Origin of the sequence: Flagellimonas sp. HMM57 (genome assembly GCF_021390175.1) — a bacterium.
In the GTDB taxonomy this organism is placed as follows: domain Bacteria; phylum Bacteroidota; class Bacteroidia; order Flavobacteriales; family Flavobacteriaceae; genus Flagellimonas.
Genome location: NZ_CP090004.1, coordinates 520,426 through 545,102, shown reverse-complemented (window position 1 = coordinate 545,102; position 24,677 = coordinate 520,426). Strand labels below are relative to the sequence as shown.

The following is a 24,677-nucleotide window of genomic DNA, read 5'->3' as shown; positions in this document are numbered from 1 at the left end:
GCAAATTGAAAAAAAACCTACATCTTTTTATACTTTTTCTGATGCTATTACCATTTTTGGTTTCCGCTCAAGGCTTCAAATTGCCAAAGAGCCAAAAATTCCAGAAAGTAAAGTTTCAATTGATCAATAATCTTATTATTGTCCCTCTAGAGGTGAATGGTGTAGCACTCACGTTTGTGCTGGACTCAGGCGTTAGCAAACCCATACTTTTTAACCTAACGGACAAGGATTCTGTACCCATCAACAACGTTTCGGAAGTAACCATAAGAGGTTTGGGTGATGGTGAGCCCATGAAAGCACTCAGTTCTAAGGGGAACACGTTTAAGTTGGGAAAAGCCAAAAATTACAATCAGGACCTATATGTAGTTCTGGATAAAGGAATCAACTTTTCGACGTCCTTAGGTATACCTGTGCACGGAATTTTGGGCTATGACCTGTTCAGGGATTTTGTGGTCGAAGTCAATTACCATAGTAAAAATATTAAACTGTACGACCCTAGTCTGTACAATCCTACGAACAGAGCTAAATCAAAATCACAGACACTTCCAATCTCCATAGAACGAAGGAAGGCCTATGTTGAAGGAAAAGTTTTGATGAATGATGCAGAAGATGTGCCTGTCAAATTATTGGTAGATACCGGAAGTAGTGACGCACTTTGGCTTTTTCACGCACCGGAGAAAGGGTTGGATATCCCTGAAAAACATTATGAAGATTATCTGGGAAGAGGGTTGAGTGGTGACATTTTTGGAAAACGGACCAAAGTCAATGGTATTAAAATTGGTGATTTTGAACTTAAAGATGCCAAAGCTGCTTTTCCGTACCGTGAATCATTTGGATTTATCAAAAACTTTGGTGATCGTAATGGTAGTGTTGGCGGCGAAATTTTAAAGCGCTTCAATATTATTTTTGATTACTCTAGAAATCAAGTCACCTTCAAAAAGAACGGATACTTTAAAACTCCATTTCAGTATAATTTAGCTGGTATTGAATTACAGCATAACGGACTTCGCTATATTGCTGAGAGTCTTGCAGATGCAAACGGTGTAGTTAGAAATGATGATGCATCCTTTGGTAACGTACAAATTTTACTCGAGAACAAGACAAGATTGAGTTTGGTGCCCGAAATCATTGTTTCCAGTATAAGGGCTGGCAGTCCCGCTGAAGAAGCTGGATTGCAAGAAGGTGATGTAATCCTAGCTGTCAACGGAAAAAGAATTCACAAGTACAAACTACAGGAAGTACTGAAAATGCTCAATGATAAAGAAGGAAAACGCATTAAGGTTTTGATAGAACGTTACAACAAAGATTTGTTGTTCTCCTTTGTGCTTAAAAAAGTCTTTTAACTAAAAAAGCCTTTTCTAAATATGTAGAAAAGGCTTTCCATTTTAAACTACTATTTTTTATTTGGCTCCTTCTCCCTTAACGGTTCCTTTTATTTTTAGAACTTTTGTAGGAGTATCAGCATTGGATGTTACCGTAATGGCTTTTCTAATTGGCCCAACTCTTTTGGTATCATACTTCACTTGAATCTCACCTGTTTTCCCTGGTAAAATAGGACCTTCTGGCTTTTTTGGAATGGTACATCCACAGCTGGATTTTACATCACTTATCACCAATGGTGCACTTCCTGTGTTGGTAAACTCGAATACTCGAACACCATCACTACCTTTTTCAATCTCACCGTAATCAACGGTTTCGCTTTTAAATTCAATTTTTGCTGTTTCCTGTGCATAGATTCCTAAAGAAAGAAATCCAACAAACAACATGAGTACAGTTTTTTTCATCATTTCTAGTTTTGGGTGAACTTCAAAAGTAAATGTTTTCACACCTGCATCCAAAATTCTTTTGTTATGTAATAACGTTACTTATTTTTGTTTCGTATTTCAATATTGGTTTTCGAACAAAGCATAGCGTTAATTTTACATACTTTGCATCTGCCGAAACGCCAATCCGAGGTGCCAAATGACAAAAACTATACCGAAAAATGGAAATTCCATCAAAATATGACCCAAATAGGGTAGAGGAACACTGGTATTCTTACTGGATGAAGCATGATTTTTTTAGCTCAAAACCAGATGATAGAGAGCCTTACAGCATCGTAATACCCCCTCCAAATGTTACCGGGGTGCTACATATGGGGCATATGCTCAACAATACAATACAAGATGTGCTTATCCGAAGGGCCAGACTATTGGGAAAGAATGCCTGTTGGGTTCCCGGTATGGACCATGCGTCAATAGCTACTGAAGCAAAAGTTGTGGCCAAACTTAAAAGTGAAGGTATTGCAAAACCAGATTTGTCCAGAACAGAATTTTTAAAGCATGCCTGGGATTGGACAAACGAATATGGTGGTGTAATTCTTCAGCAACTAAAGAAATTGGGCTGTTCTTGCGACTGGGATCGAACCAAGTTTACAATGGATGACGATATGTCAGCTTCGGTCATCAAAGTCTTTGTCGATTTATATAAAAAAGAGAAGATTTACAGGGGTTTTCGAATGGTGAATTGGGACCCAGAGGCCAAAACAACATTGTCGGATGAAGAGGTTATTTATGAAGAAAGGCAAGGAACACTCTATTATTTGTCTTATCAGATTGAAGGATCAGACGAAAAAGTGACCATAGCGACCACTAGACCTGAAACAATTTTAGGGGATACCGCCATTTGTATCAATCCAAACGATGAGCGATACCGTCATTTGAAAGGAAAAAAAGCCATTGTTCCTATTTGTAATCGGGTTATTCCAATTATCGAAGATGATTATGTTGATATTGAGTTTGGTACGGGTTGCTTAAAGGTAACCCCGGCACACGATGAAAATGACAAAAACCTAGGAGATAAACATAATTTGGAGGTTGTTGATATCTTTAATGATGATGCAACGCTTAATTCCTATGGTCTCCATTACCAAGGAAAAGACCGTTTTGTAGTTCGTAAAGAAATCTCAAAAGAACTTGAAGAGAACGGATTTTTGGTAAAAACAGAACAACACCTTAATAAAGTAGGCACGTCAGAACGCACAAAGGCGGTTATTGAACCCAGATTGTCTGACCAATGGTTTCTTAAAATGGAAGATTTGGCAAAACCAGCTCTGGAGAGTGTTTTAAAAACAGGTGATGTTAAACTATACCCTAAAAAGTTTGTGAATACCTACCGCCACTGGATGGAAAACATTAGAGATTGGAACATTTCTCGTCAGTTATGGTGGGGACAACAGATACCTGCATACTATTATGGTGATGGCAAGGAAGATTTTGTAGTGGCCGAAACCAAGGACGAAGCCCTTGAAATGGCAAGGTCAAAGAATCCAGACATCCAAGCATCCGATTTACGCCAAGACCCCGATGTATTGGATACTTGGTTTTCATCCTGGTTATGGCCTATGAGTGTTTTTGGAGGTATTTTAGACCCCGAAAACGAAGAAGTAAACTACTATTACCCCACTAGCGATTTGGTAACCGCACCGGATATTCTCTTTTTTTGGGTAGCACGAATGATTGTTGCCGGATATGAATATCGTGGGAAACAACCTTTTGAAAATGTTTATTTTACAGGGTTGGTCAGGGATAAACAACGCCGAAAAATGTCCAAGCAACTAGGTAATTCACCGGATGCTTTAAAGTTGATTGAGGAGTTTGGAGCCGATGGGGTTCGCGTAGGACTTTTATTGAGTTCTGCGGCAGGAAACGATTTAATGTTCGATGAGGCACTTTGTCAGCAGGGGAAAAACTTCTCCAATAAAATATGGAACGCCTTTAGACTGGTTAAAGGATGGGAAGTTGCCGATTTACAGCAACCTGAAGCAGCAAAAATTGGAATTGACTGGTATTCTGCTAAGCTTAATCAGACCCTAGCGGAGATTGAAGACCACTTTTCAAAATACCGCATTTCGGATGCACTGATGGCGATATACAAATTGGTATGGGATGATTTCTGTTCCTGGCTATTGGAAATTGTTAAGCCGGCATATCAGCAACCCATTGATAAAACCACGTATGATGCCGTAATCCACTTGTTTGAAGAAAACCTGAAATTACTTCATCCATTTATGCCATTTTTAACAGAAGAAGTATGGCAACATATCGACCAGAGAACACCAGAGCAAGCATTGATTGTTTCAAACTGGCCAAAAGTTGGGGATGTAGATGCTACGTTAATTAAAGATTTTGATTTTGCCGCAGATGTGATTTCTGGTATTCGTACCATTCGCAAAGAGAAGAATATTCCCCAGAAAGATGCTTTGCAACTATATATTTTAAATAGTGAGGGAACAGACGATAGAATGGACGCGATTATTTCAAAATTGGGCAACCTCTCTTCAATGGAAATTGTAGATAAAAGTTTGGACGGGGCACTTAGTTTTAGAGTGAAGAGCAACGAATATTTTATTCCCATTGGAGGAACAATCGATATTGACGCTGAAATTAAGAAAATTACAGAAGAGCTTAAATACACCAAGGGCTTTCTGCAATCCGTACAAAAGAAACTTAGCAATGAGCGGTTTGTAAATAATGCGCCGGAAAAAGTTGTGAGTATGGAAAAAAAGAAAGTAGCCGATGCTGAAGCTAAAATTGAAACTTTGGAAAAGAGTTTGGCAAGTTTATCTTGATTTGGTCGAGAATCAATATTGAGATCACTCTTCATCATTTGCCCGGCCAAAAACAAGAGCGATGGACGTAGAGTGTTAATCTTGTCCATTTAGTTTTATTTTTTTTCCTGAATACAACAAAATGTTGCAAATTGCGTGCTTTTAAAATCATTCTAAATAATGTCCAAGCAACGCGATTTTTCAAATAGAATACGAACCTATCATAGATATTTGGGTTTTTTTCTGGCCGGTATTATGGCTGTCTATGCCCTTAGTGGCATAGTACTTATTTTTAGGGATACTGATTTTCTTAAAAAGGAATACCATTATGAAAAGCAACTTAAAGCAGGATTGAATGCGACCCAAGTGGGTTCTGAAGTAAAGATTAAGCGTCTAAAGTTTACCACTACGGATGGGAAAATCGCAACTTTTAAGCAAGGTACCTATAATATAGAGACAGGACAGGTAGAGTACACCTTAAAGAAGTTGCCCTATGTACTTGATAAGATGGCCCATTTACACAAGGCTAAATCGGCCGACCCATTGTATTTTTTGAATATTTTCTTTGGATTGGCCTTGTTGTTTTTTGTTGTTTCTTCATTTTGGATGTTTTTGCCCAAGACGACGATTTTCAAAAAAGGACTTCTTTTTACAGCCGCAGGTCTTGTGGTTACGCTAGTTTTACTGTTCGTGTAAGGTTTTGTCCCAAAACCGTAACTTACTAAAGTGTAACCTTCAAATTAAAAAATGAAAAAAACCGTCTTAGTAATAGCTGTTCTCATATCCTTTTTGGCATATGGTCAGCGTGATTGGAGCAAAGTTGAAATCACTTCAGAAAAGTTGTCGGACAATATTTATGTGCTGTTCGGTGCGGGCGGAAATATTGGATTGGTCGTAGGAAAAGAAAATGCATATGTTATTGATGACCAATTTGCCCCGTTGACCGCAAAGATACTTGCACATATAAAAACTTTAACGGATAAACCCGTAAAATGGGTATTGAATACACACTGGCATGGTGATCACACTGGTGGTAACGAAAATCTGGCGAATCAGGGAGCTTTGGTCATTGCCCATGAAAATGTTCGCAAAAGAATGTCCACAAAACAAGACCGTGGCGGCGGTAGAGTTGTTGAACCATCACCAAGAGCTGCTTTACCCGTTATCACGTTCAACGATAAAATGACTTTACATTTAGACAATGGCAATACAATGTATGCCATGCATGTAAACGATGCACACACGGATGGAGATTCGTACTACTATTTTCCGGAAGATAATGTACTGCATATGGGCGATAATTTTTTTGTGGGGCGTTACCCTTACATCGATTTGAACTCTGGAGGGGATATTGATGGATTAATAAGCAATGTTACCATGGCTTTGGGCATGATAGACGATGAGACCAAAATAATACCGGGTCATGGGGCAGTAGCATCAAAGAATGATTTGCAAATCTATCAAGATGTTATAGCTAAATTGAGAGAACGCATCGTAAAAGCTAGGTCTGAAGGTAACTCTCTGGAACAGACCCAAAAAATGAATTTATCCAAAGAATGGGATGCGACCCACGGGCAAGGTTTTATAAATGCTGACCGAATCGTTGAGTTTATCTACAAATCCGCAGATTAAAATAAATTTCCCAATGCTATAGATTTTTCTGGTTTCAAGCCTTAACTTGTAGTTGGATACACGAGAATTTAGCTACACTATGGGAAGCCCAAAAAAAAGAAACATCTCCGTTACGGGAACTATTGAATTCTCAAACCTAAAAGTTACCGAACCTAAGGACTACGCTGCTGGTGTGCCGGGAATAAAAGCCGCCTTGGAACATGTGAGTAAAGAGTCCGGGTTGTTCAGGTCGTTGAAGACGCTTTCCCATATGAACCAAAAAGAAGGCTTTGATTGTCCTGGATGTGCTTGGCCCGACCCGGAAACCCCTTCAAAACTAGGAGAGTATTGTGAAAATGGTGCCAAAGCAATAGCGGAGGAAACCACTTTTGAACGCGTGGACAGGGATTTTTTCAAGAAGTTTTCCGTGGAAGAAATCTCAACTTGGAGCGATTATCAAATCGGGAAAAGTGGACGCATTACAGAACCTTTCATCCTAAAACCCGGTGCTGTTCATTACGAACCAATTTCTTGGTCGGATGCATTTCAGGTTATTTCACAGCATTTACATCGCTTAAACTCTCCAGACGAAGCTATTTTTTACACTTCTGGGCGTTCTAGCAACGAAGCGGCATTTCTATATGGCCTATTTTCACGTGCTTTTGGCACTAATAATATGCCCGATTGCTCCAATATGTGCCATGAATCCAGTGGAGTGGCACTTTCAGAAACTTTAGGTATTGGAAAAGGCTCTGTATTGCTAGAGGATTTTTACAGTGCAGAAGTAGTAATGATCATGGGGCAAAACCCTGGCACCAACCACCCCAGAATGCTCTCTGCATTACAAAAGTGCAAAGAAAATGGAGGTAAGATCATTACAATCAATCCACTTATGGAAAGTGGACTCAGCCGTTTTAAAAATCCACAACAGGTCAACGGAATCTTAGGGAATGGTACCCAGTTGACCGATGTTTTTTTACAGGTAAAAATCAATCAAGATGTTTCGTTGCTCAAGCTCATTATGAAACGCTTGGTAGTATTAGAAGAAAAGGGTGAAAAAGTTTTTGACCACGAATTTATAAATGAAAAGACTAATGGCTATCAATCACTTTTAGATGATTTACAACAGTACAGTGAAGACGAATTACTGGATTTATGTGGAGTTGATTCTAGCTATGTTGACGAAACTGTGGCACTTTTAGCTAAAAAATCAAAGATCATTATTTGCTGGGCCATGGGATTGACACAGCATAAAAACGGTGTGGAGAACATTAAGGAGTGCGTAAACCTCTTGCTATTAAAAGGGAGTCTTGGCAAAGAAGGAGCAGGAACCTGTCCCGTCAGAGGGCATAGTAATGTACAGGGTGACCGTAGTGTGGGTATTATGCATTATGTTTCAAAATCTTTGAATAAATCCCTTAAAGAAGCTTTCGATTTTGACCCTCCAGAAAAAGAAGGTTTCGATACGGTTAAGGGCATAAAGGCAATGTATGAGGGCAAGGCCAAGGTATTTATTGCTTTAGGAGGAAATCTTGTTTCAGCAGCTTCGGATACCGAGTATACCGCGACAGCATTTCAGAATTGTGATTTAACGGTTTCAGTGAGTACAAAACTCAATCGTACGCATCTTACTGCAGGTAAAACCGCATTAATTTTGCCTACGCTGGGAAGATCGGAAATGGACAAAGAACGTTTTGTGACTGTTGAAAATAGTATGGGCAAGGTGCATCAAAGTCAAGGTAGGTTAAAACCTGCCAGTGAACACCTAATGAGCGAACCAGAAATTGTAGCAAATATTGCCAGTGCCTATTTTGGTGCTGAGACTTCTATAGATTGGAAGACCCTAGGCGAAGATTATGACTTGCTACGGGAAAAAATTTCCCAAGTATTGGTGGGGTATCAGAATTATTCTATAAAATCTGAAGGCTCGGGATTTTACTTGCCCAATAATGTTAGAGAAGCGGACTTTTCAAGATTACCTAGTGGAAAAGCACAATTTTCTGTTTGTAAACTTCCTCAACATGATTTAAAAACAGGTGAGTTTATCTTAATGACGGTTCGTAGCCATGATCAGTTCAACACAACTATTTATGGCATGAACGATAGATACAGAGGTATTTACGGAGAGCGGAGGGTAATCTTCATGAACCCAAAAGATATGGCAAGTTTACAGCTAAAAGCTGAACAAGTGGTGGATTTGACCAGTAATTATTCCAACAAAAAACGCAGAGCGGAGCAGTTTAAGATTATTCCGTATGATATTCCTTCCGGAAATCTTTGCGCCTATTTTCCAGAGACCAATGTTTTGATTCCCAATGATTTGTATGCAGACAAGAGTTATACACCAGTGAGCAAATCCCTAATCGTTAAAATAGATGCAAGCAATTATGTATGATTAATTGTTTGCGACTAAAAAAACAACTGACCAGACCAAAATGAAAAACCTAAATAGACGTAATTTCTTAAAGAAAACTTCACTATCAGCTGCGGCAGTCTCCATAGTGCCCGGTTATTTAAGAGCTAATAGCGAGCGACCTTCTCAATCAAAATATATGGGTGGATACGCTGCTCCAAAATTAGAAAATGTGAAAGCTGCTTTTATTGGTGTAGGCGCACGTGGAGGAGATCATTTAAAATTTTTGGCGGCATTACCAAATACTGAAGTAGTTGCTATTTGTGATGTCTATGAGGATTTGGTCAAGCAAAAAGTAGGTTGGGTCAGAGAAGTATCCACACCCGATAGGCATAAAAATATCAAACAATACTCTGGAGACGAAGAAGTTTGGAAGCAAATGTTATCAGAAGTGAAACCAGATGTTGTCTTTATTGCTACAAATTGGAAAAATCATGCACCTATGGCCATTGAAGCGATGAACCAAGGAGCACATGCCTTTGTTGAAGTGCCCATTGCCGTAACGATAGAAGAAATGTGGGCTATTGTTGATGCCAGTGAACGAACCCAAAAGCATTGTATGATGCTCGAAAATGTAAACTACAGTAGGGATGAGCTCATGTTTCTGAATATGTGCCGACAAGGTATTGTGGGCGAAATTTTGCATGGCGAAGCCGCGTATGTCCATGAATTGCGCTGGCAAATGGAAGAGCAGGAGCGGGGCACAGGTTCTTGGCGAACCCACCATTATGCAAACCGTAACGGGAACTTGTATCCGACCCATGGCCTAGGTCCTGTTGCACAGTATATGAATCTGGCAAGAAGTGAGGATACTTTTAAAAGTCTGGTTTCTTTTTCAACGCCTTCATTGGGTAGAGCTACTTATGCACAAAAAAATTACCCCATCAATCATAAATGGAATCAGCTCGATTTTCAAGGAGGCGATTTAAATACTTCAATCATCAAAACCAACTTGGGGAGAACCATTATGGTGCAATGGGATGAGACAAGCCCACGACCTTATTCACGTCTAAACCTTCTTCAAGGTACAAAGGGTACACTGGCAGGATATCCAACTAGAGTAGCACTGGAGGGTGGAGTAGAAGGGATAACGAAAGACCATCATTCGTGGGTGCAGGGCGAACAACTACAAGTACTTTACGAAAAGTATGATCATCCGCTCTACACTCGACTCAATAAGGCTGCAAAGGGAAGTGGGCATGGCGGTATGGATGGCATCATGGTGTACCGTATTGTGGAATGCCTACAAAAAGGACTTTCACTAGATCAAAATGTTTATGAAGGCTGTTTTTGGAGTTCCATAGCGCCTTTAAGTGAGCGTTCTGTGGCAAATGGTGGCAAACCACAAGAATTCCCAGATTTTACAAGGGGAAATTGGAAAACTACAGCACCTTTGGCTATCATAAGTTAAACGCTGTATGGTTCACGTAAAAGTTCCCGCACGTATCTGTTTTTTTGGAGACCATCAAGATTATTTAGGGCTACCGGTGATTGCTGGGACCATTAATCGATTTATTCATTTAAGCGCAGCACCGAATTCACAAAGAATGTTCCATATAAAGTTGTTGGATTTAAAATCAACAATTTCTATTTCTTTGGATGATGATTTAATTGCAATTAAAAAGAACGACTATTACAGGTCGTCAATGGCTATTCTAAAAAAAGAAGGGTTTGATTTCATTTCAGGATATGATATTGAGATTTCGGGTAATATTCCAATTAATGCAGGATTATCCAGTTCTTCGGCTATTGTAGTGGCTTGGATACGCTTTTTGAGTAAAACCCAAGAATATATTGGTGAAATTGATGATATCCAAGTAGGAAAATGGGCCTATAAAGCCGAAGTGCAATTCTTTGGACAACCTGGTGGTTTGATGGATATGTTTACTATTGCACAAGGTGGACTACTCCATATAGATACGAAAATAGGAAAGACGGAACGACTTGTTGGAGGTTTAGGTAAGCTCATCGTTGCGGAATCGGGCATATCGAAAAAAACACTAAGTGTTCTCAAAAATGCTAGGTCATATGCGGAAAAAGCTGTTGCTGCTGTAAAGAATGTAAATCCAAAATTTAGTATGGAAAAAGCTACTTTAGATGATTATCAAAATTGTAAAACTGTTGTACCCAATAAATATCGTGAACATTGGTTTGCAGCTATCCATAACTATGACATTACATTACAAGCGAAAAGAATACTACAAAACACTAAGCCTGATTTAAAACTGCTCGGTGAACTAATGAACAATCATCAAGCAATACTCCAAAATCAAATACGGAATACACCTTTAGACATGATTGAAATGATGGATGCAGCGAGGAAATCCGGAGCATTTGGTGCAAAGATTATTGGCTCAGGTGGCGGTGGCTGCATGGTTGCAATAGTCGATGATACCAGTAAAAATGTTGTGAAGCAAGCATTTTTAGATGCTGGAGCAGTAGCAGCTTATGAAGTCAAACTTATAACCATATAAACATGAAAAATGAAAGTCTGATCATTATGGTAGGAGGAGCTTCTTCCCGAATGAAAAGAAGTCTTGAAAGCACAACGCTAGATGAGAGCACAAAAAAAATTGCTGCTGCCCATCATAAAAGCCTTATCCCTGTAGGTAAAAATAATAGACCATTTTTATACTATTTGATAGAAAATGCTGTCAATGCCGGATACAAAAAAATATTCCTTATAACTTCACCGGAGAACAAGGCTTTCCATGATTTGGTGAATGCAGATTATTTCTCGTTTGATTTGAGTGTTCACTTTGCCATTCAATACATTCCTGAAGGAAGAGAAAAACCTTTGGGTACGGCAGATGCGCTTCAGCAGTGCTTGGACCAATATCCTGAACTAAAAGAAGGTTGCTTTACGGTCTGTAATGGCGATAACCTATATTCTGTTGGTGCATTGAAAGATTTGAAGGCAGATAGAAATGCGCCCAATGCCTTGATCAGTTATGGTAGTTCCGGATTCGAATTTACCGATGAGCGTATATTGAAGTTTGCCGTAATGGATATTTCTTCAGATGGTTTTTTACAAGGAATCATTGAAAAGCCAAAATTAGGGGAAATTGAAAAATATAAAGACGAAACCAATGAGCTTAGGGTAAGTATGAATATTTTCAGTTTTTCTGGAGAACAGGTATATCCATTTCTCGAAAATTGTCCTTTAGATATGGTCAGGAGCGAAAAAGAGCTTCCAAAAGCAGTGGCGAATCTTATTAGGGAATTTCCAAAAAGTATGGTCTGTATCCCTCGTTCTGAGCACATTCCAGATTTAACCGCAGCGGGCGATATTAGGTTATTCAAAAATTTGGAGTAAATTGAGAACAGATTTTTAACCCCATAAACGTATTAACTATTTTTTTAAGCCATGGAAACATATGCTACGGCATTGTTGTATGCCACGCCGTTTTTTATTGGATTAGTACTTTTTGAGGTTCTGTACGGACATTTTGTGAAAAAGCAGATGCACAATGTTATGGATACCGTAAGTAGTTTAAGTTCGGGGCTTACCAATGTTGTGAAAGATTCCCTTGGTATTGGAATCATAATCGTTACATACCCATTTTTGTTGGAGCATTTGGCATTAACTGAAATAAAGGCTACTTGGTTAGTATGGGTAATCGCATTCTTGACCTTGGATTTTGCAGGCTATTGGAACCATCGTTTAAGCCATCATATCAATTTTTTTTGGAATCAACATGTCATACACCATAGTAGTGAAGAATTTAACTTGGCCTGCGCGCTGCGCCAATCCATTTCCAACTTGTTAGGATATTTTTCCCTACTTCTTATTCCAGCTGCTTTATTGGGCGTACCACACAAGGTTATTGCTATTTTGGCGCCTATCCATTTGTTTGCGCAGTTCTGGTACCATACAAGGCACATAGGTAAATTAGGATGGTTGGAGTATGTGATGATCACACCTTCCCAGCATAGGGTACACCATGCCATTAACCCTGAGTACGTAGACAAGAACCTTGGACAGATATTTAGTTTTTGGGATAGGATGTTCGGTACGTTTCAAGAGGAATTGGATGAAGTTCCGCCACAATATGGCGTATTAAAACCAGCAAATACCTGGAATCCTATTTTGATAAACTTTCAACATCTGTGGCGATTAATGAAAGATGCATGGCGAACTAAAAGTTATTGGGATAAATGTCGAATTTGGTTTATGCCAACAGGTTGGAGACCTAAGGATGTTAAACATAAATACCCTATCAAAATCATTGAAGATGTGTATAATTTCGAGAAATATCGACCAGAAGTTTCAAACGCATTAAAGGGATATTCCATTTTTCAATTGGTGGCGAATACAAGTTTAATGTTGTTTATGTTCTTTAATTATTCTGAAATAGGATTTAATGGTCTACTCTTATTTGGGGCCTATATTTTTATTGGAATTTATGGATATACCACATTGATGGATAAAGCGCTATATGCTATCTGGATAGAACTTTTTAGGTCGGTTACGGGACTCATCTTGATTTATGCGACCGGAGATTGGTTTGGTCTAGATGCGTATTGGTCTTTTGGAAGTTATTTGGTCGGTCTTTATTTTTTGGTCACTATCGTTGGAGCTCTTTACTTTACGTATATTGAAAAGAGTTACGTTGCACCGGATATAGCTTCGTGAGGTTTAGCTTATTTTTTTGAAGAGAAACAGGGTAGGATTCTCATATCTGGATGAGTGAACAAAGCACCACGTTGATAGGATTAAGATTTTTTCTTTAACGTATTTGCCAACTCAATATAGTTTTGCATGGCTTCCTCTCTACCTATATTTTGTGCTTGGATGAGTGCATTTGCTTTAAAAGCGTTTATTAATGGGGTTTTACTACCAGGGTTTCCAAAATTTCTATTGGCAATTTTAAAATAGGCATACAACTTCAATAAAAAATCTGCAGGCAAGGGTTCCTCATAGCTATTTACATAAGCTACAGCTTCCTCAAATTTTTTATGTAGGGTTTCATCAGTCATCTTTGCTTCTAATGGCAGCAATACAGGTTTTGGCCCCAACCACTTTTTGACCAAGTTTTACCGTGATATCACAATCCAATGGCAGCAACAAATCGACCCTTGAACCAAATTTAATAAAACCGGCATCCTCTCCTTGGGCAACTTGTTCCCCTTCTTCGGCGTAGTTGACAATACGGCGTGCAAGTGCCCCTGCTATTTGTCTGTAACCGATCTCACCAAATTTTGGCGTATGTATCACTACTGTAGTACGTTCGTTCTCGGTACTTGATTTTGGATGCCATGCCACTAAATATTTACCTGGATGGTACTTTGAATAGGTTATTGTGCCACTGGCAGCATAACGTGTGACATGTACATTTACAGGAGACATAAATATGGAAACTTGTCTACGTTTGCCCTTAAAATACTCTGGTTCTTCGACTTCTTCGATAACCACGACTTTTCCATCTACGGGAGCTAATACTTCATCAAAGTTTGGGGTTACGTATCTTTTTGGATTTCTAAAGAATTGAAGGATTAAAATCAATAGGACCAGTGCCACAATTTGTAACGGCAACCGTATCCATTCAATGGGAATAAAAAAGTGTGCAGCAAGTATGATGGCGACCACGATAAAAAACGTGATAATGATTATTTTTTGACCTTCTTTATGAAACATAAGAAAATAGATTAAGTATCAAATATGCAAAGGGGGCGGCAAATACAAGGCTGTCCAATCTATCCCAGATTCCACCATGTCCCGGTAGTATGGCGCCACTATCCTTTATTCCAGCAACACGCTTAAATTTCGATTCCAACAAATCTCCGAGACCTCCTGCCACAACGATGACCGTAGCAAGGATAAACCATTGGTAAATGGTCAGTGAGGTTTCATATTTTGCCAAAATGGATGCGGCTACCAATGCAAAAATAAGACCTCCCAAAGAACCTTCAATGGTTTTTTTTGGAGAAACGGCAGAATATAGTTTTGTACGCCCTAAAGTTCTCCCTACTAAATAGGCGAAAGTATCGTTTACCCATATCAAAATAAAAATGCCCATAATCAAAAATTTGGCAAAGTCATTTTGTTTATAAGGAATCATGGTCAAAAAAATACAGCCCGCTCCAATATAGAATACGGCAATAATGGATTTTTGTAAAATGGTAAATGCTCTTGGCTTCTTTGAGAACAAGAAGAAAAGTAGGGCTACATCAACCGTTATGGTCAAAAGCATTAGTATCGTAATCAATGTGGTATCGTGGATGAGGTAGATGAAGGCCCACCAAAGCCCCAAATAGGCAATAAAAATATAATAGCCCTTTAATTGTACGGTACGCTTATATTCATGAAGGCATGCAAGTCCAAATATCATGAAGAGGAAGTCAAAAGCGTCTGAATTTAAAAATACAGTTCCCAAGAGGAGTACCACGTAGATAACCCCCGTAATAGAGCGCCTAAGAATTTCTTTCATGTAATCAGTAGTCTTCTAGCAATAAAAGATATACATTTTTTGAAGCACTACCGTAGGATAAGAAATCATTTTTGTTTTCTGCGGTGGATTCAAAATGTTTTAGGGTGGTGATATTATCTGGAATATTATTTTTATACCTTTCCTTAATGACTTTTAAGGCTTCACTGATCGAGTCGACCAATTGACTTGTGGTTGCATAAACAATAAGATTTGAAGGGAGCTCGTTGAGCTTTTTTCCTTGGATTTGGTTGGAACATACCAAAATTGAACCGTCATGCCCAATAAGATGCTCACAGGTAGTGAACAATATATCACTTTGGCTACGGTCTTGGGTAAACTTTATTTTTTTCGAGGAAAAACGGTTTTCTAAACGATCGTCAAGTGTATGAAAAAGATGGTTTTGCCAATTGTTTTCTGAGATGATGTTTTTTAACGCATCTGAAATTTCCACTTCGTTTTCACAGTAGATAAACTTCCCTCCGTTTTTTTTGAAATAAATGGTAAATTTTTCGTCTACGGGAATTTTTAAATCGGGCATATGGTCCCCTCTGGTTTCCATAGTTTCCTTGGAAACCTTTTTTCCTCCTCCAAAAAGTTTATCAAAAACTCCCATCTATACTATAAAGAACGCTAATCCTGTTGAAATGTTACCTGAAAACGTATTGAATTACTTTGTTGGCTCCAATTCCTCTTTTTCAAAAGGTCTTTTTCCAAAAATCTTTTCTAAATCGTCTTTGAAGATTACTTCTTTTTCCAACAGTCTATCCGCCAATTCTGTAAGCTTATCCTTGTTATCTGCCAATAATTTTATTGCACGTTGGTATTGCTCTTCAATAATCTTGGATATCTCTTCGTCAATCTTTTGGGCTGTTTCCTCACTATACGGTTTCGTAAAACCATATTCGTTGTTGCCGGACGAATCATAATACGTAATATTACCCAGTTCCTCATTAAGGCCATAAATAGTAACCATGGCCCTTGCTTGTTTGGTTACTTTTTCCAAATCGCTGAGTGCTCCAGTCGATATTTTATTGAAAATTACCCGCTCGGCCGCTCTACCGCCCATTGTGGCACACATTTCATCCAACATTTGCTCTGGGCGAACAATAAGTCGTTCTTCGGGCAGGTACCAAGCTGCTCCTAAAGACTGTCCTCTTGGGACTATGGTAACTTTGACCAGTGGCGCTGCATGTTCCAACATCCAACTTACCGTGGCATGTCCAGCTTCATGATAAGCGATGGTTTTCTTTTCTTCTACGGTTATGATCTTGTTTTTCTTCTCCAGACCACCTACGATTCTGTCTACGGCATCCAAGAAATCTTGTTTATTGACCGCTTTCTTTTCTTTACGGGCTGCTATTAATGCTGCTTCGTTACATACGTTGGCAATATCAGCTCCAGAAAAACCTGGCGTCTGCTTTGCCAAGAATTCCAGATCAAGTGTCTCTGCAGTTTTTATTGGGCGCAAATGCACCTCGAAAATTTCTTTTCTTTCCCGTATATCTGGAAGGTCTACGTAAATCTGGCGGTCAAAACGCCCTGCACGCATTAAAGCTTTGTCCAAGACATCTGCCCTGTTGGTAGCTGCAAGTACAATGACGTTGGTGTTGGTGCCAAAACCATCCATTTCGGTCAATAATTGGTTCAATGTGTTTTCGCGTTCGTCGTTGGAACCGGTAAAATTATTCTTTCCCCTTGCACGACCAATTGCGTCAATTTCATCGATAAATATGATTGCTGGGGATTTATCCTTGGCTTGTTTAAATAAGTCACGTACTCTTGAAGCACCTACACCTACGAACATTTCCACAAAATCTGAACCTGACAATGAGAAAAATGGAACTTTTGCTTCACCAGCAACTGCTTTTGCCAAAAGTGTTTTACCCGTACCCGGAGGTCCTACCAATAATGCTCCTTTGGGTATTTTTCCTCCTAAAGAGGTATATTTATCTGGATTTTTAAGGAATTCAACGATTTCCTCTACTTCTTCTTTTGCACCTTCAAGTCCAGCTACGTCTTTGAAAGAAGTTCTGGTATCTGTTTTTTCATCGAAGAGTTTTGCTTTTGATTTTCCAATATTGAAAATCTGTCCTCCGGCGCCACCACCGGCCCCACCGGACATTCTTCGCATTAAATAAATCCATATCCCTATAATCAAAGCGAAGGGGAGCAAAGAAAGCAACAAATCCCCTAAAACATTCGATTCCGTATCGAAATCGACAATGGTATCAAGATTGTTCTCTTTCTTTATACTTTTTATTTCATCTTCAAAATTTTGAAGATCACCGTAATCCAGACTATACTGAGGAATCTTACCCGCAGAGAAACTGAAGGGCTTATCCGCGACATTTCTATGGACATCTTTTTGTAGTGCTTCTTCAGTTAGAAACACTTTGGCCTGTCTGGTATTGGTAATGATCAAAATTTCGGAAATATCTCCGTTACGCAGATATTCTTGTAGTTCTGATGTTGTTGTTTTCTCCGTGCTGGAGAAACTATTTCCTCCAAAAAATTGGAAACCTATTATTAGAGCGATTACTACGCCATAAATCCACCAGGAACTAAAACGAGGTTTTTTTGGGGTACTGGAATTGTTTTCTTTTGCCATTTTTTTTAAGAATTGTAACTACTCTCCACCATGGTAACTTTGGCATCACCCCAAAGTCCTTCTATATCGTAGAATTCCCTAATGTGTTTTTGAAATACATGCACTACTATATTAACGTAATCCATTAAAATCCATTCTGCATTTTCAGAACCTTCTATATGCCATGGTTTGTCCTTGATGGCTTTGCTAACGGTTTTCTGAATAGAGGAAACAATTGCGTTTACATGCGTATTGGAAGTACCATTGCAGATAATAAAATAGTCGCAAACTGTATTTTCAATTTCCCTAAGGTCCAATAGATTTATGTCAACTCCTTTGACTTCTTCTATCCCGTGTAATATTAAGGCAATCAATTCATCTGCGCTAGCTTTCGTTTTCTGCATTCAAAAATTTTAGATTCTACAAAGTTATATTTTTTTTGTTTTCTTAGCCCTAGAATTTAACATATCATTGGACATACCACTTTGGGAGCACTCACACAAATAATCAAACTTGATGCCACGGACTCTACAAACCTTCATTTAAAGCGTTTGTCACTCACTACGAATTTAGGGGATTACACAACGATAGTTGCCAAAAAACAATTAAAAGGGAGAGGTCAAATGGGCACTGTTTGGCAATCTGATGACGGTAAGAACTTGACTTTTAGTGTGTTGAAAAAATATAAATCTCTTCAAGTTACAAATCAGTTCGTTTTGAACATTTGTGTCTCACTTTCAATTTATGATGTTTTACATAGGTTGTCCATACCAGATTTGAAAGTAAAATGGCCCAACGACATTATGTCAGGTTCTTCTAAAATTTGCGGTATTTTAATAGAAAATATTTTAAAAGGACTAGCAATTAAAAATTCAATCATTGGAGTAGGACTGAATGTGAATCAAACTTCCTTTGAAAATCTTGATAAGGTTGCCTCTTTGAAATCGATTAGCGGGAAGTTTTTTGATTTGGACGAGTTATTGGATAACATATTGGAACGCTTCAAGTTTTACTTTTCGGAGCTGGAAAAGAAAAAAAATGCGGAAATGATTTCACAATATGAGAGACTGTTGTTCAGAAGAGACAAGCCTTCCACGTTCAAAGATGCCACGGATACCTTATTTATGGGTTTTATCCGTGGGGTTTCTACAGATGGAAAACTTATTGTTGAATTGGAAGATAGTATTCTTAAAACGTTTGGTTTAAAGGAAGTAACCTTATTGTACTAGCTTATTTTATCCAAATTTGATGAGAGTGTTTGCATAAAATTAGTGATGGGTGTTTTTATCATCATAGCCATCATGGCATTAAACTCTCCTTCAAAACTTAACCCAACTTCGCTTTCGGATTCACCTAAAGATTCAATGTTTCCTGTCAAGGTAAACGGTAACTTGTCACTTGCGGCGCCAAGAATCACTTTTTCGTTTGGGAATTGCTCTTTAAGTCTTAAAATGATTTCGGGCATTCCTTTTAGGGCAAACTTAAAAGTCTTCTCATCCAAAACCTCAAACTTATCTATATTATCCGGCATCAGTATTTCAAAATTTTTGATTTCGGTTAAAAAATCAAAAACTTCTTTTGAGCTTTTGGATACTTTCTTTTTTGGAACTTCTATGTGCATATTGGGATTATTTCCATTGCTGTGGATTCGATTTCCACTGCAACAAGGTTTGTAGCTGAGATTCTTTTATATAATTTGTTTCTGAAGCCTGTTCGATCAGATGGTCATAATCTGAGAGCGTATGCAAGGAAACCTGTTCTTTTTCAAAATTTGTTGTGGCCACGGGAAATCCATACGTAAATATTGCTATCATTCCCTTGACATTGGCTTGTTGTTCTTTTAAAGCTTTGACAGCATTCAGGCTACTTTTGCCCGTGCTTATCAAATCTTCTATAACAACCACATTCTGATTGGCCTCCAAATACCCTTCAATCTGATTTTGCCGTCCGTGGGATTTTGGCTCTGGCCTAACATATATAAAGGGAAGGCCCAGCGCTTCTGCAACCAGTACACCAACTCCAATAGCTCCCGTTGCCACACCTGCAATAACATCTGGTCTTCCATAAAGCGTTTCAACTTGTTTTGCCATTTCCTCCCGCACAAAGTTTCTTATATCTGGATAAGAAAGCAGTACTCTATTATCACAATAAATAGGAGATTTCCAACCAGAAGCCCAAGTAAAAGGATTTTCTGGTTCCAACTTAATTGCATTAATTTGCAGCAATAGTTCGGCAGTTTTTTTTGCAGTATCCTTGTTTAAAACCATTGCGCAAATGTATAAAGTTTTTGTTAATGAGTCCCCACTGATTTTAACAAATGAGCGGCAAGATAATTCCAATGGAAATTTATTTTCACTGGATGGTGATTCAATAGTAATGGCTATTGATTCTTTAGCAAAAGGTAGACTTCAAGAAGCCTATATCTATCATCCCGATGAGGAAAAAATCCTTGATGTTTTTATGCATAAAATACCTGTGGTGGTAGCTGGTGGTGGATTTGTAACCAACCCCAAGGGCAAAGTGCTTTTTATCTATAGAAATGATAAATGGGACTTGCCAAAAGGAAAAGTGGACAAAGGAGAGTCCATTGAAAAGGCAGCTATAAGGGAGGTAGAAGAGGAAACGGGTGTACGTGATTTGATAATCGATAAATTTTTACGGACTACTTACCACATTTTCAGAAGAAATGGTGAATACAGATTAAAACAAGTACATTGGTTTGCAATGTCCACTACGTATAGCGGAGAATTGACCGGGCAAAAAGAAGAGGGGATTTTAAAAGTAAAATGGAAGGGTCCAAAGAAAGTAAAGAAGGCTTTGAAAAATTCCTATTTTAATATTAAGATTCTATTTGAAAACTGGCCAGCTGAGGAGAAGTCTTAACTCTGATTTCCAACTATTTTTCAATACGGTACACAGGGTAGTTCAGGTAGGATTCCTCCTTATGTTCTGACCTTTGGTACAGCCAGTCTAATTGAGCATACCAATTTTCTGCGAATTCTTTGTCCAGTTTCTTTTTGGTGGTAAACATATTCCGCAATGTGGAATCCTTTTGTAGCATTTGTAGTGCCACATCCTCAAAAACGTAAGGTGAAAACCCTTCTTTTTGTTGTAGAACGGTATCAAAAAAATTCCAATTGAAGAAAGAATCTACTGCTGACGGTTCTAAAGTCTCCAAAATATATCTAATACCGGGTTGATCGGTGGGTATTAGGAAGTCACCGGCCCTAAAGGCAACTCTGCCTTGACTCTTTTTGACTTTTGTGTTGGAATGCAGATAGTGTCCTTCATAAGGTGATTTTCGTGTTTCAAAATCAACGATTTCATAGGCACTAACATTCAGTGTTGTGTCTTCTTCAATTTCAGAGAATCGGATGTTGTTTGCTTTCAACTTGTCCATAACCTTATGCCAACCTTTTTTGATAATGTAGGCAGACGGAACTTTAACGGTATCTTTTGGATAAAAGTAATTGTGATATACGGTTTTCTTGGTGAAAGGCCTGTTTTTATTGTACTTCAGCCTAGTAAGCCCAGTAACTTCACTTTCAATAAATTCAGCTTCAAATCCTTTGAAATTAAGTATCGTGTTTTGTGTAGTGTCCACTTGCCAGTTAAAGTGATATTGTGAAAGTTCCAAGCTTTTTTCCAATGAGCTTTTCCGAACAGATTTTATTGCGTCATGGTTTTTTTCTGTAACGGAAATCACACTTTGCATTACTTCATATGTGCCTTCAACCCTTTTGTCGTAAGGCTTTAGCATATGGGTTTCTACCATAAGGCCCAAAGTATTCCATAATGTTGTGTAGCCTGTTGAATATCTGGGATGGTCCATAAATTGGTTAAAGCCCATTTCTGGAGGTTGGTTAAACACATTGACATATGGAGTAATATCCCATTTTTTTTGGCGTAAAGATTCTTCCACGTTGGGCATAAATTCCCTATGAAGATATTTGCCCATTTCTCCACCTAGTTTGTTATGTTGCGTAAATAAATGGGTAAGAGTATATTGATAATCAGCTCCGTTGCTCACATGGTTATCAATAAAAATGTCTGGTTTTACCAAATGGAATATTTTAGCAAAAGTTTGGGCATTTTTCGTGTCCATTTTTATGAAGTCCCTATTAAGATCATAGTTTCTTGCATTTCCACGAAAACCATATTCCAAAGGTCCATTCTGGTTTACTCTAGTGGTTGAATTTCTTTGTAACGCTCCTCCGATATTGTAAATGGGTATGGTTACGAGAATTGTTTGTTTAGGGTGTTCTATTTTTTTTAATGCCAAATCACGGTAAAGGAGCATGGTGGCATCTATACCGTCACTTTCTCCAGGATGAATACCATTGTTAATAAGAATGACCGCATTTTCTTCCCTGATATTTTCAAAATTAAAATCACCATCGGTATTAAATGTGACGATGTGCAGGGGATAACCACTATCAGTAATGCCAATGGTCTGTATGTTTATTTCTGGAAAGTCTTTAGCCAGTTTTATATAAAAGGCGATTGTCTCTTCGTAGGTAGGTGTCTCTGTTTGATTGGATATTTCGAAACAAGTCTTGTAAGAATCAATCTTATCTTCTGTTGCGGTTTCACAGGAAGCGAAAAAAAGAAAAATACAAATGATAATGAGGTATTTCATTTGGAACGTATTTTATTAGACTGTCAGAAAACCTTCAGAATTGTAAAAATAAGTAATAAAATGGTTTAAGATACCATATTGAACCTATCCAAGTCGGTAGGTTCGATTTTATAGATAGGCTTGTTCTTAAAATTTAGATAGTGTTTGCAGCTTAGTCTAAAATCGTTCCATTTTTGATAATCATATTGATCTATGGAAGAAGTAATGACATTGATAATAACCTTTTCTTTTAGTTCCAAAGCGATAAATTCATCCAAGAATTCCCATCCATCCATAATGGGCATATTAATATCCAAAAAGATTACTTCTGGTAAGCGTGTGCCTTCCCGTATTCTCTTTCTTAAATCGTCTATGGCAACTTTCCCATTCTCAAAAGCCTGAATATCATTGCATACAGCTGTTGTCTTTAGCATTTTTTTAATGCCAAAAATAGTTATGGGGTCATCATCTATGATGTATATGCTGTTAACTTTATTCATTGAAAAAAATATTGAAAGTAGTGCCCTTGCCAACTTCACTTTTTAAGGATATATGCCCCCCTATGGCTTCAATTTGATTCTTTATGATATAAAGGCCTAGTCCCCGTGCATCTTTGTTGTTATGGAATGTTTTGTACATACCAAATATTTTACCTCCATATCTTGTTAAGTCTATTCCCAAACCATTATCAGAAATACGGAACAATACACCTTTATCCTGTTTTTCTGCACGTAATTCAATTTTTGGTTTTCTATTGGGGTCTTTGTATTTGACCGCATTGGTAAGTAAATTTAGAATGATACTTTCCAAATATGCTGGAACACACATTACATTGGTATCCTTGGGAACATTGTTTATGACCTTTACCGTATTGTTGTGCAAAAGCGCTGAAAGGTTCTGTTGGACCTTGATGACACTTTCGTTAAGATTTAAAGATTTTTTGTCTAGGTTGATATTAGTACTTATTTCTACTACTTCATTTAAGTTTTCGAGTGTCTCCAATAAGTTGTCGGAAGCATGTAACAACATCTTCATGATTCGTTCTTTCTCCTTTTCATCTTTTTCCTTGACCAAAAAATCCAAGAGCATTGAAAAATTTGCAGTGTGCGATCTTAGATTATGGGAAACGATATGGGCAAAATTGACAAGTTTTTTATTTTGTACGGCAGTTATACTGATCAGATTCCTTAACTCATCCTCCTTTTGCTTTATATGGGTAATGTCCATGCTCATCCCAATAATACCATAAGCCTGTCCTTCTAAATTGATAAGTGGGATTTTAGAGGTTAGAAAGTTTGTGGTAGTACCATCCTTCTTAACGCATATAGTCTCTTTGCCTAAGATGGATTTAAAGGTTCGCATTACTTCAAGATCTTCATCCCTTGAAATCTGGGCAACTTTCTCATCGTAAAAATCAAAGTCCGTTTTTCCTAATATCTCATCTGCATTTGCTCCTATGTATTCACATTCTGAGCGGTTTACAAGAATTTTTCTGGATTCCTTGTCTTTTAAAAAGACATTTATCGGAAGATTTTCAATCAGTGTGGTGAGCAGTTGTTTACTCTCTTTGATTTTTGTTTCCGCAATCACTTGATCATGAATATCCTGAAAAGTTCCAAGCAATTTGGTGATTTTTCCATGTTCATAGATTGGTTTTCCACCTGCCATGACCCATCTCTCTTCTCCTGTTGCGGTCTGAATGATAAGTCTTTCGTTGAAAGCAATTCCATTTTGAAGTGCATTATGAAATAACATGGAAATCTTATTCCTGCTGTAACCTTGTTTGTAAAATTCAATACCTTCATTTACAGAGGGTTCAAAATCTTCATCAACATGGTGCATCCTTTTGGTAACATCGCACCAAACAAGTTTCTCTGTTTCAAGTGTATACTCCCAGCTACCAACTTTTGCTATTTCAGATTTAGCTTGGAGCATGGTCTTTATTCTTTCAAGCTCCAGTTCCTTTTCAACCTCCCCACTTATATCAGTTGTCTGTATTATGGTTCCAAGAATATTTTCCTTTTCATCAAACCATGGGGCAAATGCACTTTCCAGCCACTGTGTATTTTCTTTTTTGTGCCGTAGCGTAGTTGTTCTATTTTTTAACAGACAATCCTTCAATTGCTCATGAGATTCGGTATTGTCGTCAAGAATAAGTTGAAAAATAGAAGCTCCCACAGCATCTTTGGCTTTCAAGTTGAAAATGGCCAACCAAGAATCTGAAAAATCAATGACCTCATGGTTTTTACCCACTAAAACAGTAGCTTTTGGCAATTGCTTTAAAAGATATTGTGTATGGGTCTTTTCGATTGTTTTCAATGCGCGGGGTTAGGTTAAGATGTTGGGGCGTATAAGAAATTTCACACTAAAATATAAGTATTCGCTCTTTTGAATTATTTATTGTTGTGAATACGCTAAAATCTGTTGTT

23 protein-coding genes are annotated in these 24,677 nt (G+C 38.1%); 11 read left to right on the top strand and 12 right to left on the bottom strand.

What is annotated here, in order from left to right:
• Window positions 1-41 precede the first annotated feature (41 nt).
• Window positions 42-1,343 (top strand): aspartyl protease family protein, encoded by a 1,302-nt coding sequence (locus tag LV716_RS02420; RefSeq protein ID WP_163417846.1) that lies wholly within the window; start codon window positions 42-44, stop codon window positions 1,341-1,343.
• A gap of 57 nt (window positions 1,344-1,400) precedes the next feature.
• On the opposite strand, the gene LV716_RS02415 is transcribed toward LV716_RS02420, so the two are convergent.
• Window positions 1,401-1,787, bottom strand: coding sequence for a DUF1573 domain-containing protein (locus LV716_RS02415; protein ID WP_370637469.1), 387 nt, complete (start codon window positions 1,785-1,787; stop codon window positions 1,401-1,403).
• A 197-nt stretch (window positions 1,788-1,984) separates the two neighbouring features.
• Between LV716_RS02415 and LV716_RS02410 the strand changes: the two genes are divergently transcribed.
• From LV716_RS02410 to LV716_RS02375, 8 genes are all read left to right on the top strand, one after another.
• Window positions 1,985-4,609, top strand: coding sequence for a valine--tRNA ligase (locus tag LV716_RS02410; RefSeq protein WP_163416181.1), 2,625 nt, complete (start codon window positions 1,985-1,987; stop codon window positions 4,607-4,609).
• 159 nt (window positions 4,610-4,768) lie between these two features.
• Complete coding sequence (locus LV716_RS02405; RefSeq protein ID WP_163416179.1) at window positions 4,769-5,284, top strand: PepSY domain-containing protein; 516 nt, start codon at window positions 4,769-4,771, stop codon at window positions 5,282-5,284.
• 51 nt (window positions 5,285-5,335) lie between these two features.
• Window positions 5,336-6,220 (top strand): MBL fold metallo-hydrolase, encoded by an 885-nt coding sequence (locus LV716_RS02400; RefSeq protein ID WP_163416177.1) that lies wholly within the window; start codon window positions 5,336-5,338, stop codon window positions 6,218-6,220.
• Window positions 6,221-6,272: 52 nt separating this feature from the next.
• Complete coding sequence (locus LV716_RS02395; RefSeq protein WP_317167624.1) at window positions 6,273-8,594, top strand: FdhF/YdeP family oxidoreductase; 2,322 nt, start codon at window positions 6,273-6,275, stop codon at window positions 8,592-8,594.
• A 40-nt stretch (window positions 8,595-8,634) separates the two neighbouring features.
• A complete protein-coding gene (locus tag LV716_RS02390; protein WP_163416175.1) occupies window positions 8,635-10,023 on the top strand; it encodes a Gfo/Idh/MocA family protein in 1,389 nt (462 codons plus the stop codon).
• 7 nt (window positions 10,024-10,030) lie between these two features.
• Window positions 10,031-11,086 carry a GHMP kinase gene (locus LV716_RS02385; protein WP_163416173.1) on the top strand — a complete coding sequence of 352 codons (1,056 nt, stop codon included), beginning with the start codon at window positions 10,031-10,033 and terminating at the stop codon, window positions 11,084-11,086.
• Between the two features lie 2 nt (window positions 11,087-11,088).
• Complete coding sequence (locus tag LV716_RS02380; protein ID WP_163416171.1) at window positions 11,089-11,928, top strand: sugar phosphate nucleotidyltransferase; 840 nt, start codon at window positions 11,089-11,091, stop codon at window positions 11,926-11,928.
• A gap of 51 nt (window positions 11,929-11,979) precedes the next feature.
• The gene (locus tag LV716_RS02375; RefSeq protein WP_163416169.1) at window positions 11,980-13,248 is read left to right on the top strand and encodes a sterol desaturase family protein; all 1,269 of its coding nucleotides are present in this window, start codon (window positions 11,980-11,982) and stop codon (window positions 13,246-13,248) included.
• Between the two features lie 80 nt (window positions 13,249-13,328).
• Here the strand turns inward: LV716_RS02375 and LV716_RS02370 are convergent, their stop codons facing one another.
• The 6 genes from LV716_RS02370 to rsfS are packed head-to-tail and all read right to left on the bottom strand — an operon-like array spanning window position 13,329 to window position 18,034.
• On the bottom strand, window positions 13,329-13,592 hold the full coding sequence (locus LV716_RS02370; protein WP_163416166.1) for an acyl-CoA-binding protein: 264 nt from the start codon (window positions 13,590-13,592) through the stop codon (window positions 13,329-13,331).
• Window positions 13,585-14,250, bottom strand: a complete 666-nt coding sequence (locus tag LV716_RS02365; protein ID WP_163416164.1) for a phosphatidylserine decarboxylase family protein — start codon at window positions 14,248-14,250, stop codon at window positions 13,585-13,587. Before LV716_RS02365 ends, LV716_RS02370 begins: the two co-directional genes overlap by 8 nt.
• The gene (locus LV716_RS02360) at window positions 14,240-15,043 is read right to left on the bottom strand and encodes a phosphatidate cytidylyltransferase (protein WP_163416162.1); all 804 of its coding nucleotides are present in this window, start codon (window positions 15,041-15,043) and stop codon (window positions 14,240-14,242) included. The genes LV716_RS02365 and LV716_RS02360 overlap by 11 nt, the downstream gene beginning before the upstream one ends.
• A 4-nt stretch (window positions 15,044-15,047) precedes the next feature.
• Window positions 15,048-15,656: an LUD domain-containing protein gene (locus tag LV716_RS02355; protein WP_163416160.1), complete on the bottom strand. Its 609-nt coding sequence runs from the start codon at window positions 15,654-15,656 to the stop codon at window positions 15,048-15,050.
• Window positions 15,657-15,710: 54 nt separating this feature from the next.
• The gene (gene ftsH / locus LV716_RS02350) at window positions 15,711-17,651 is read right to left on the bottom strand and encodes an ATP-dependent zinc metalloprotease FtsH (protein ID WP_163416158.1); all 1,941 of its coding nucleotides are present in this window, start codon (window positions 17,649-17,651) and stop codon (window positions 15,711-15,713) included.
• Window positions 17,652-17,656: 5 nt separating this feature from the next.
• On the bottom strand, window positions 17,657-18,034 hold the full coding sequence (gene rsfS / locus LV716_RS02345; RefSeq protein ID WP_163416156.1) for a ribosome silencing factor: 378 nt from the start codon (window positions 18,032-18,034) through the stop codon (window positions 17,657-17,659).
• An 81-nt stretch (window positions 18,035-18,115) separates the two neighbouring features.
• Here rsfS and LV716_RS02340 point away from each other — a divergent pair, with 81 nt between their 5' ends.
• The gene (locus LV716_RS02340) at window positions 18,116-18,859 is read left to right on the top strand and encodes a biotin--[acetyl-CoA-carboxylase] ligase (RefSeq protein WP_163416147.1); all 744 of its coding nucleotides are present in this window, start codon (window positions 18,116-18,118) and stop codon (window positions 18,857-18,859) included.
• Here the strand turns inward: LV716_RS02340 and LV716_RS02335 are convergent.
• Both LV716_RS02335 and pyrE read right to left on the bottom strand, forming a co-directional pair.
• A complete protein-coding gene (locus LV716_RS02335; RefSeq protein WP_163416145.1) occupies window positions 18,856-19,251 on the bottom strand; it encodes an SRPBCC family protein in 396 nt (131 codons plus the stop codon). The genes LV716_RS02340 and LV716_RS02335 overlap by 4 nt on opposite strands.
• A 7-nt stretch (window positions 19,252-19,258) precedes the next feature.
• Entirely contained in the window at window positions 19,259-19,897 is a 639-nt protein-coding gene (gene pyrE / locus LV716_RS02330; RefSeq protein WP_163416144.1) for an orotate phosphoribosyltransferase, read from the bottom strand.
• A 7-nt stretch (window positions 19,898-19,904) separates the two neighbouring features.
• Here pyrE and LV716_RS02325 point away from each other — a divergent pair, with 7 nt between their 5' ends.
• Window positions 19,905-20,513 carry an NUDIX hydrolase gene (locus LV716_RS02325; protein WP_163416142.1) on the top strand — a complete coding sequence of 203 codons (609 nt, stop codon included), beginning with the start codon at window positions 19,905-19,907 and terminating at the stop codon, window positions 20,511-20,513.
• Between the two features lie 13 nt (window positions 20,514-20,526).
• Here the strand turns inward: LV716_RS02325 and LV716_RS02320 are convergent, their stop codons facing one another.
• The 3 genes from LV716_RS02320 to LV716_RS02310 all read right to left on the bottom strand — a co-directional run bounded on the left by LV716_RS02320 (window position 20,527) and on the right by LV716_RS02310 (window position 24,567).
• Window positions 20,527-22,269, bottom strand: a complete 1,743-nt coding sequence (locus LV716_RS02320; RefSeq protein ID WP_163416140.1) for a M14 family metallopeptidase — start codon at window positions 22,267-22,269, stop codon at window positions 20,527-20,529.
• Between the two features lie 65 nt (window positions 22,270-22,334).
• Entirely contained in the window at window positions 22,335-22,748 is a 414-nt protein-coding gene (locus tag LV716_RS02315; protein WP_163416138.1) for a two-component system response regulator, read from the bottom strand.
• Window positions 22,741-24,567: a PAS domain-containing protein gene (locus LV716_RS02310; RefSeq protein ID WP_163416129.1), complete on the bottom strand. Its 1,827-nt coding sequence runs from the start codon at window positions 24,565-24,567 to the stop codon at window positions 22,741-22,743. The genes LV716_RS02315 and LV716_RS02310 overlap by 8 nt, the downstream gene beginning before the upstream one ends.
• Window positions 24,568-24,677: the final 110 nt, after the last annotated feature.

Coding starts and splice junctions, on each gene's coding strand:
- LV716_RS02420 (WP_163417846.1), top strand. CDS start 42: ATGCTATTACCATTTTTGGTTTCCGCTCAAGGCTTCAAATTGCCAAAG.
- LV716_RS02415 (WP_370637469.1), bottom strand. CDS start 1,787: ATGATGAAAAAAACTGTACTCATGTTGTTTGTTGGATTTCTTTCTTTA.
- LV716_RS02410 (WP_163416181.1), top strand. CDS start 1,985: ATGGAAATTCCATCAAAATATGACCCAAATAGGGTAGAGGAACACTGG.
- LV716_RS02405 (WP_163416179.1), top strand. CDS start 4,769: ATGTCCAAGCAACGCGATTTTTCAAATAGAATACGAACCTATCATAGA.
- LV716_RS02400 (WP_163416177.1), top strand. CDS start 5,336: ATGAAAAAAACCGTCTTAGTAATAGCTGTTCTCATATCCTTTTTGGCA.
- LV716_RS02390 (WP_163416175.1), top strand. CDS start 8,635: ATGAAAAACCTAAATAGACGTAATTTCTTAAAGAAAACTTCACTATCA.
- LV716_RS02385 (WP_163416173.1), top strand. CDS start 10,031: ATGGTTCACGTAAAAGTTCCCGCACGTATCTGTTTTTTTGGAGACCAT.
- LV716_RS02380 (WP_163416171.1), top strand. CDS start 11,089: ATGAAAAATGAAAGTCTGATCATTATGGTAGGAGGAGCTTCTTCCCGA.
- LV716_RS02375 (WP_163416169.1), top strand. CDS start 11,980: ATGGAAACATATGCTACGGCATTGTTGTATGCCACGCCGTTTTTTATT.
- LV716_RS02370 (WP_163416166.1), bottom strand. CDS start 13,592: ATGACTGATGAAACCCTACATAAAAAATTTGAGGAAGCTGTAGCTTAT.
- LV716_RS02365 (WP_163416164.1), bottom strand. CDS start 14,250: ATGTTTCATAAAGAAGGTCAAAAAATAATCATTATCACGTTTTTTATC.
- LV716_RS02360 (WP_163416162.1), bottom strand. CDS start 15,043: ATGAAAGAAATTCTTAGGCGCTCTATTACGGGGGTTATCTACGTGGTA.
- LV716_RS02355 (WP_163416160.1), bottom strand. CDS start 15,656: ATGGGAGTTTTTGATAAACTTTTTGGAGGAGGAAAAAAGGTTTCCAAG.
- ftsH (WP_163416158.1), bottom strand. CDS start 17,651: ATGGCAAAAGAAAACAATTCCAGTACCCCAAAAAAACCTCGTTTTAGT.
- rsfS (WP_163416156.1), bottom strand. CDS start 18,034: ATGCAGAAAACGAAAGCTAGCGCAGATGAATTGATTGCCTTAATATTA.
- LV716_RS02335 (WP_163416145.1), bottom strand. CDS start 19,251: ATGCACATAGAAGTTCCAAAAAAGAAAGTATCCAAAAGCTCAAAAGAA.
- pyrE (WP_163416144.1), bottom strand. CDS start 19,897: ATGGTTTTAAACAAGGATACTGCAAAAAAAACTGCCGAACTATTGCTG.
- LV716_RS02325 (WP_163416142.1), top strand. CDS start 19,905: ATGTATAAAGTTTTTGTTAATGAGTCCCCACTGATTTTAACAAATGAG.
- LV716_RS02320 (WP_163416140.1), bottom strand. CDS start 22,269: ATGAAATACCTCATTATCATTTGTATTTTTCTTTTTTTCGCTTCCTGT.
- LV716_RS02315 (WP_163416138.1), bottom strand. CDS start 22,748: ATGAATAAAGTTAACAGCATATACATCATAGATGATGACCCCATAACT.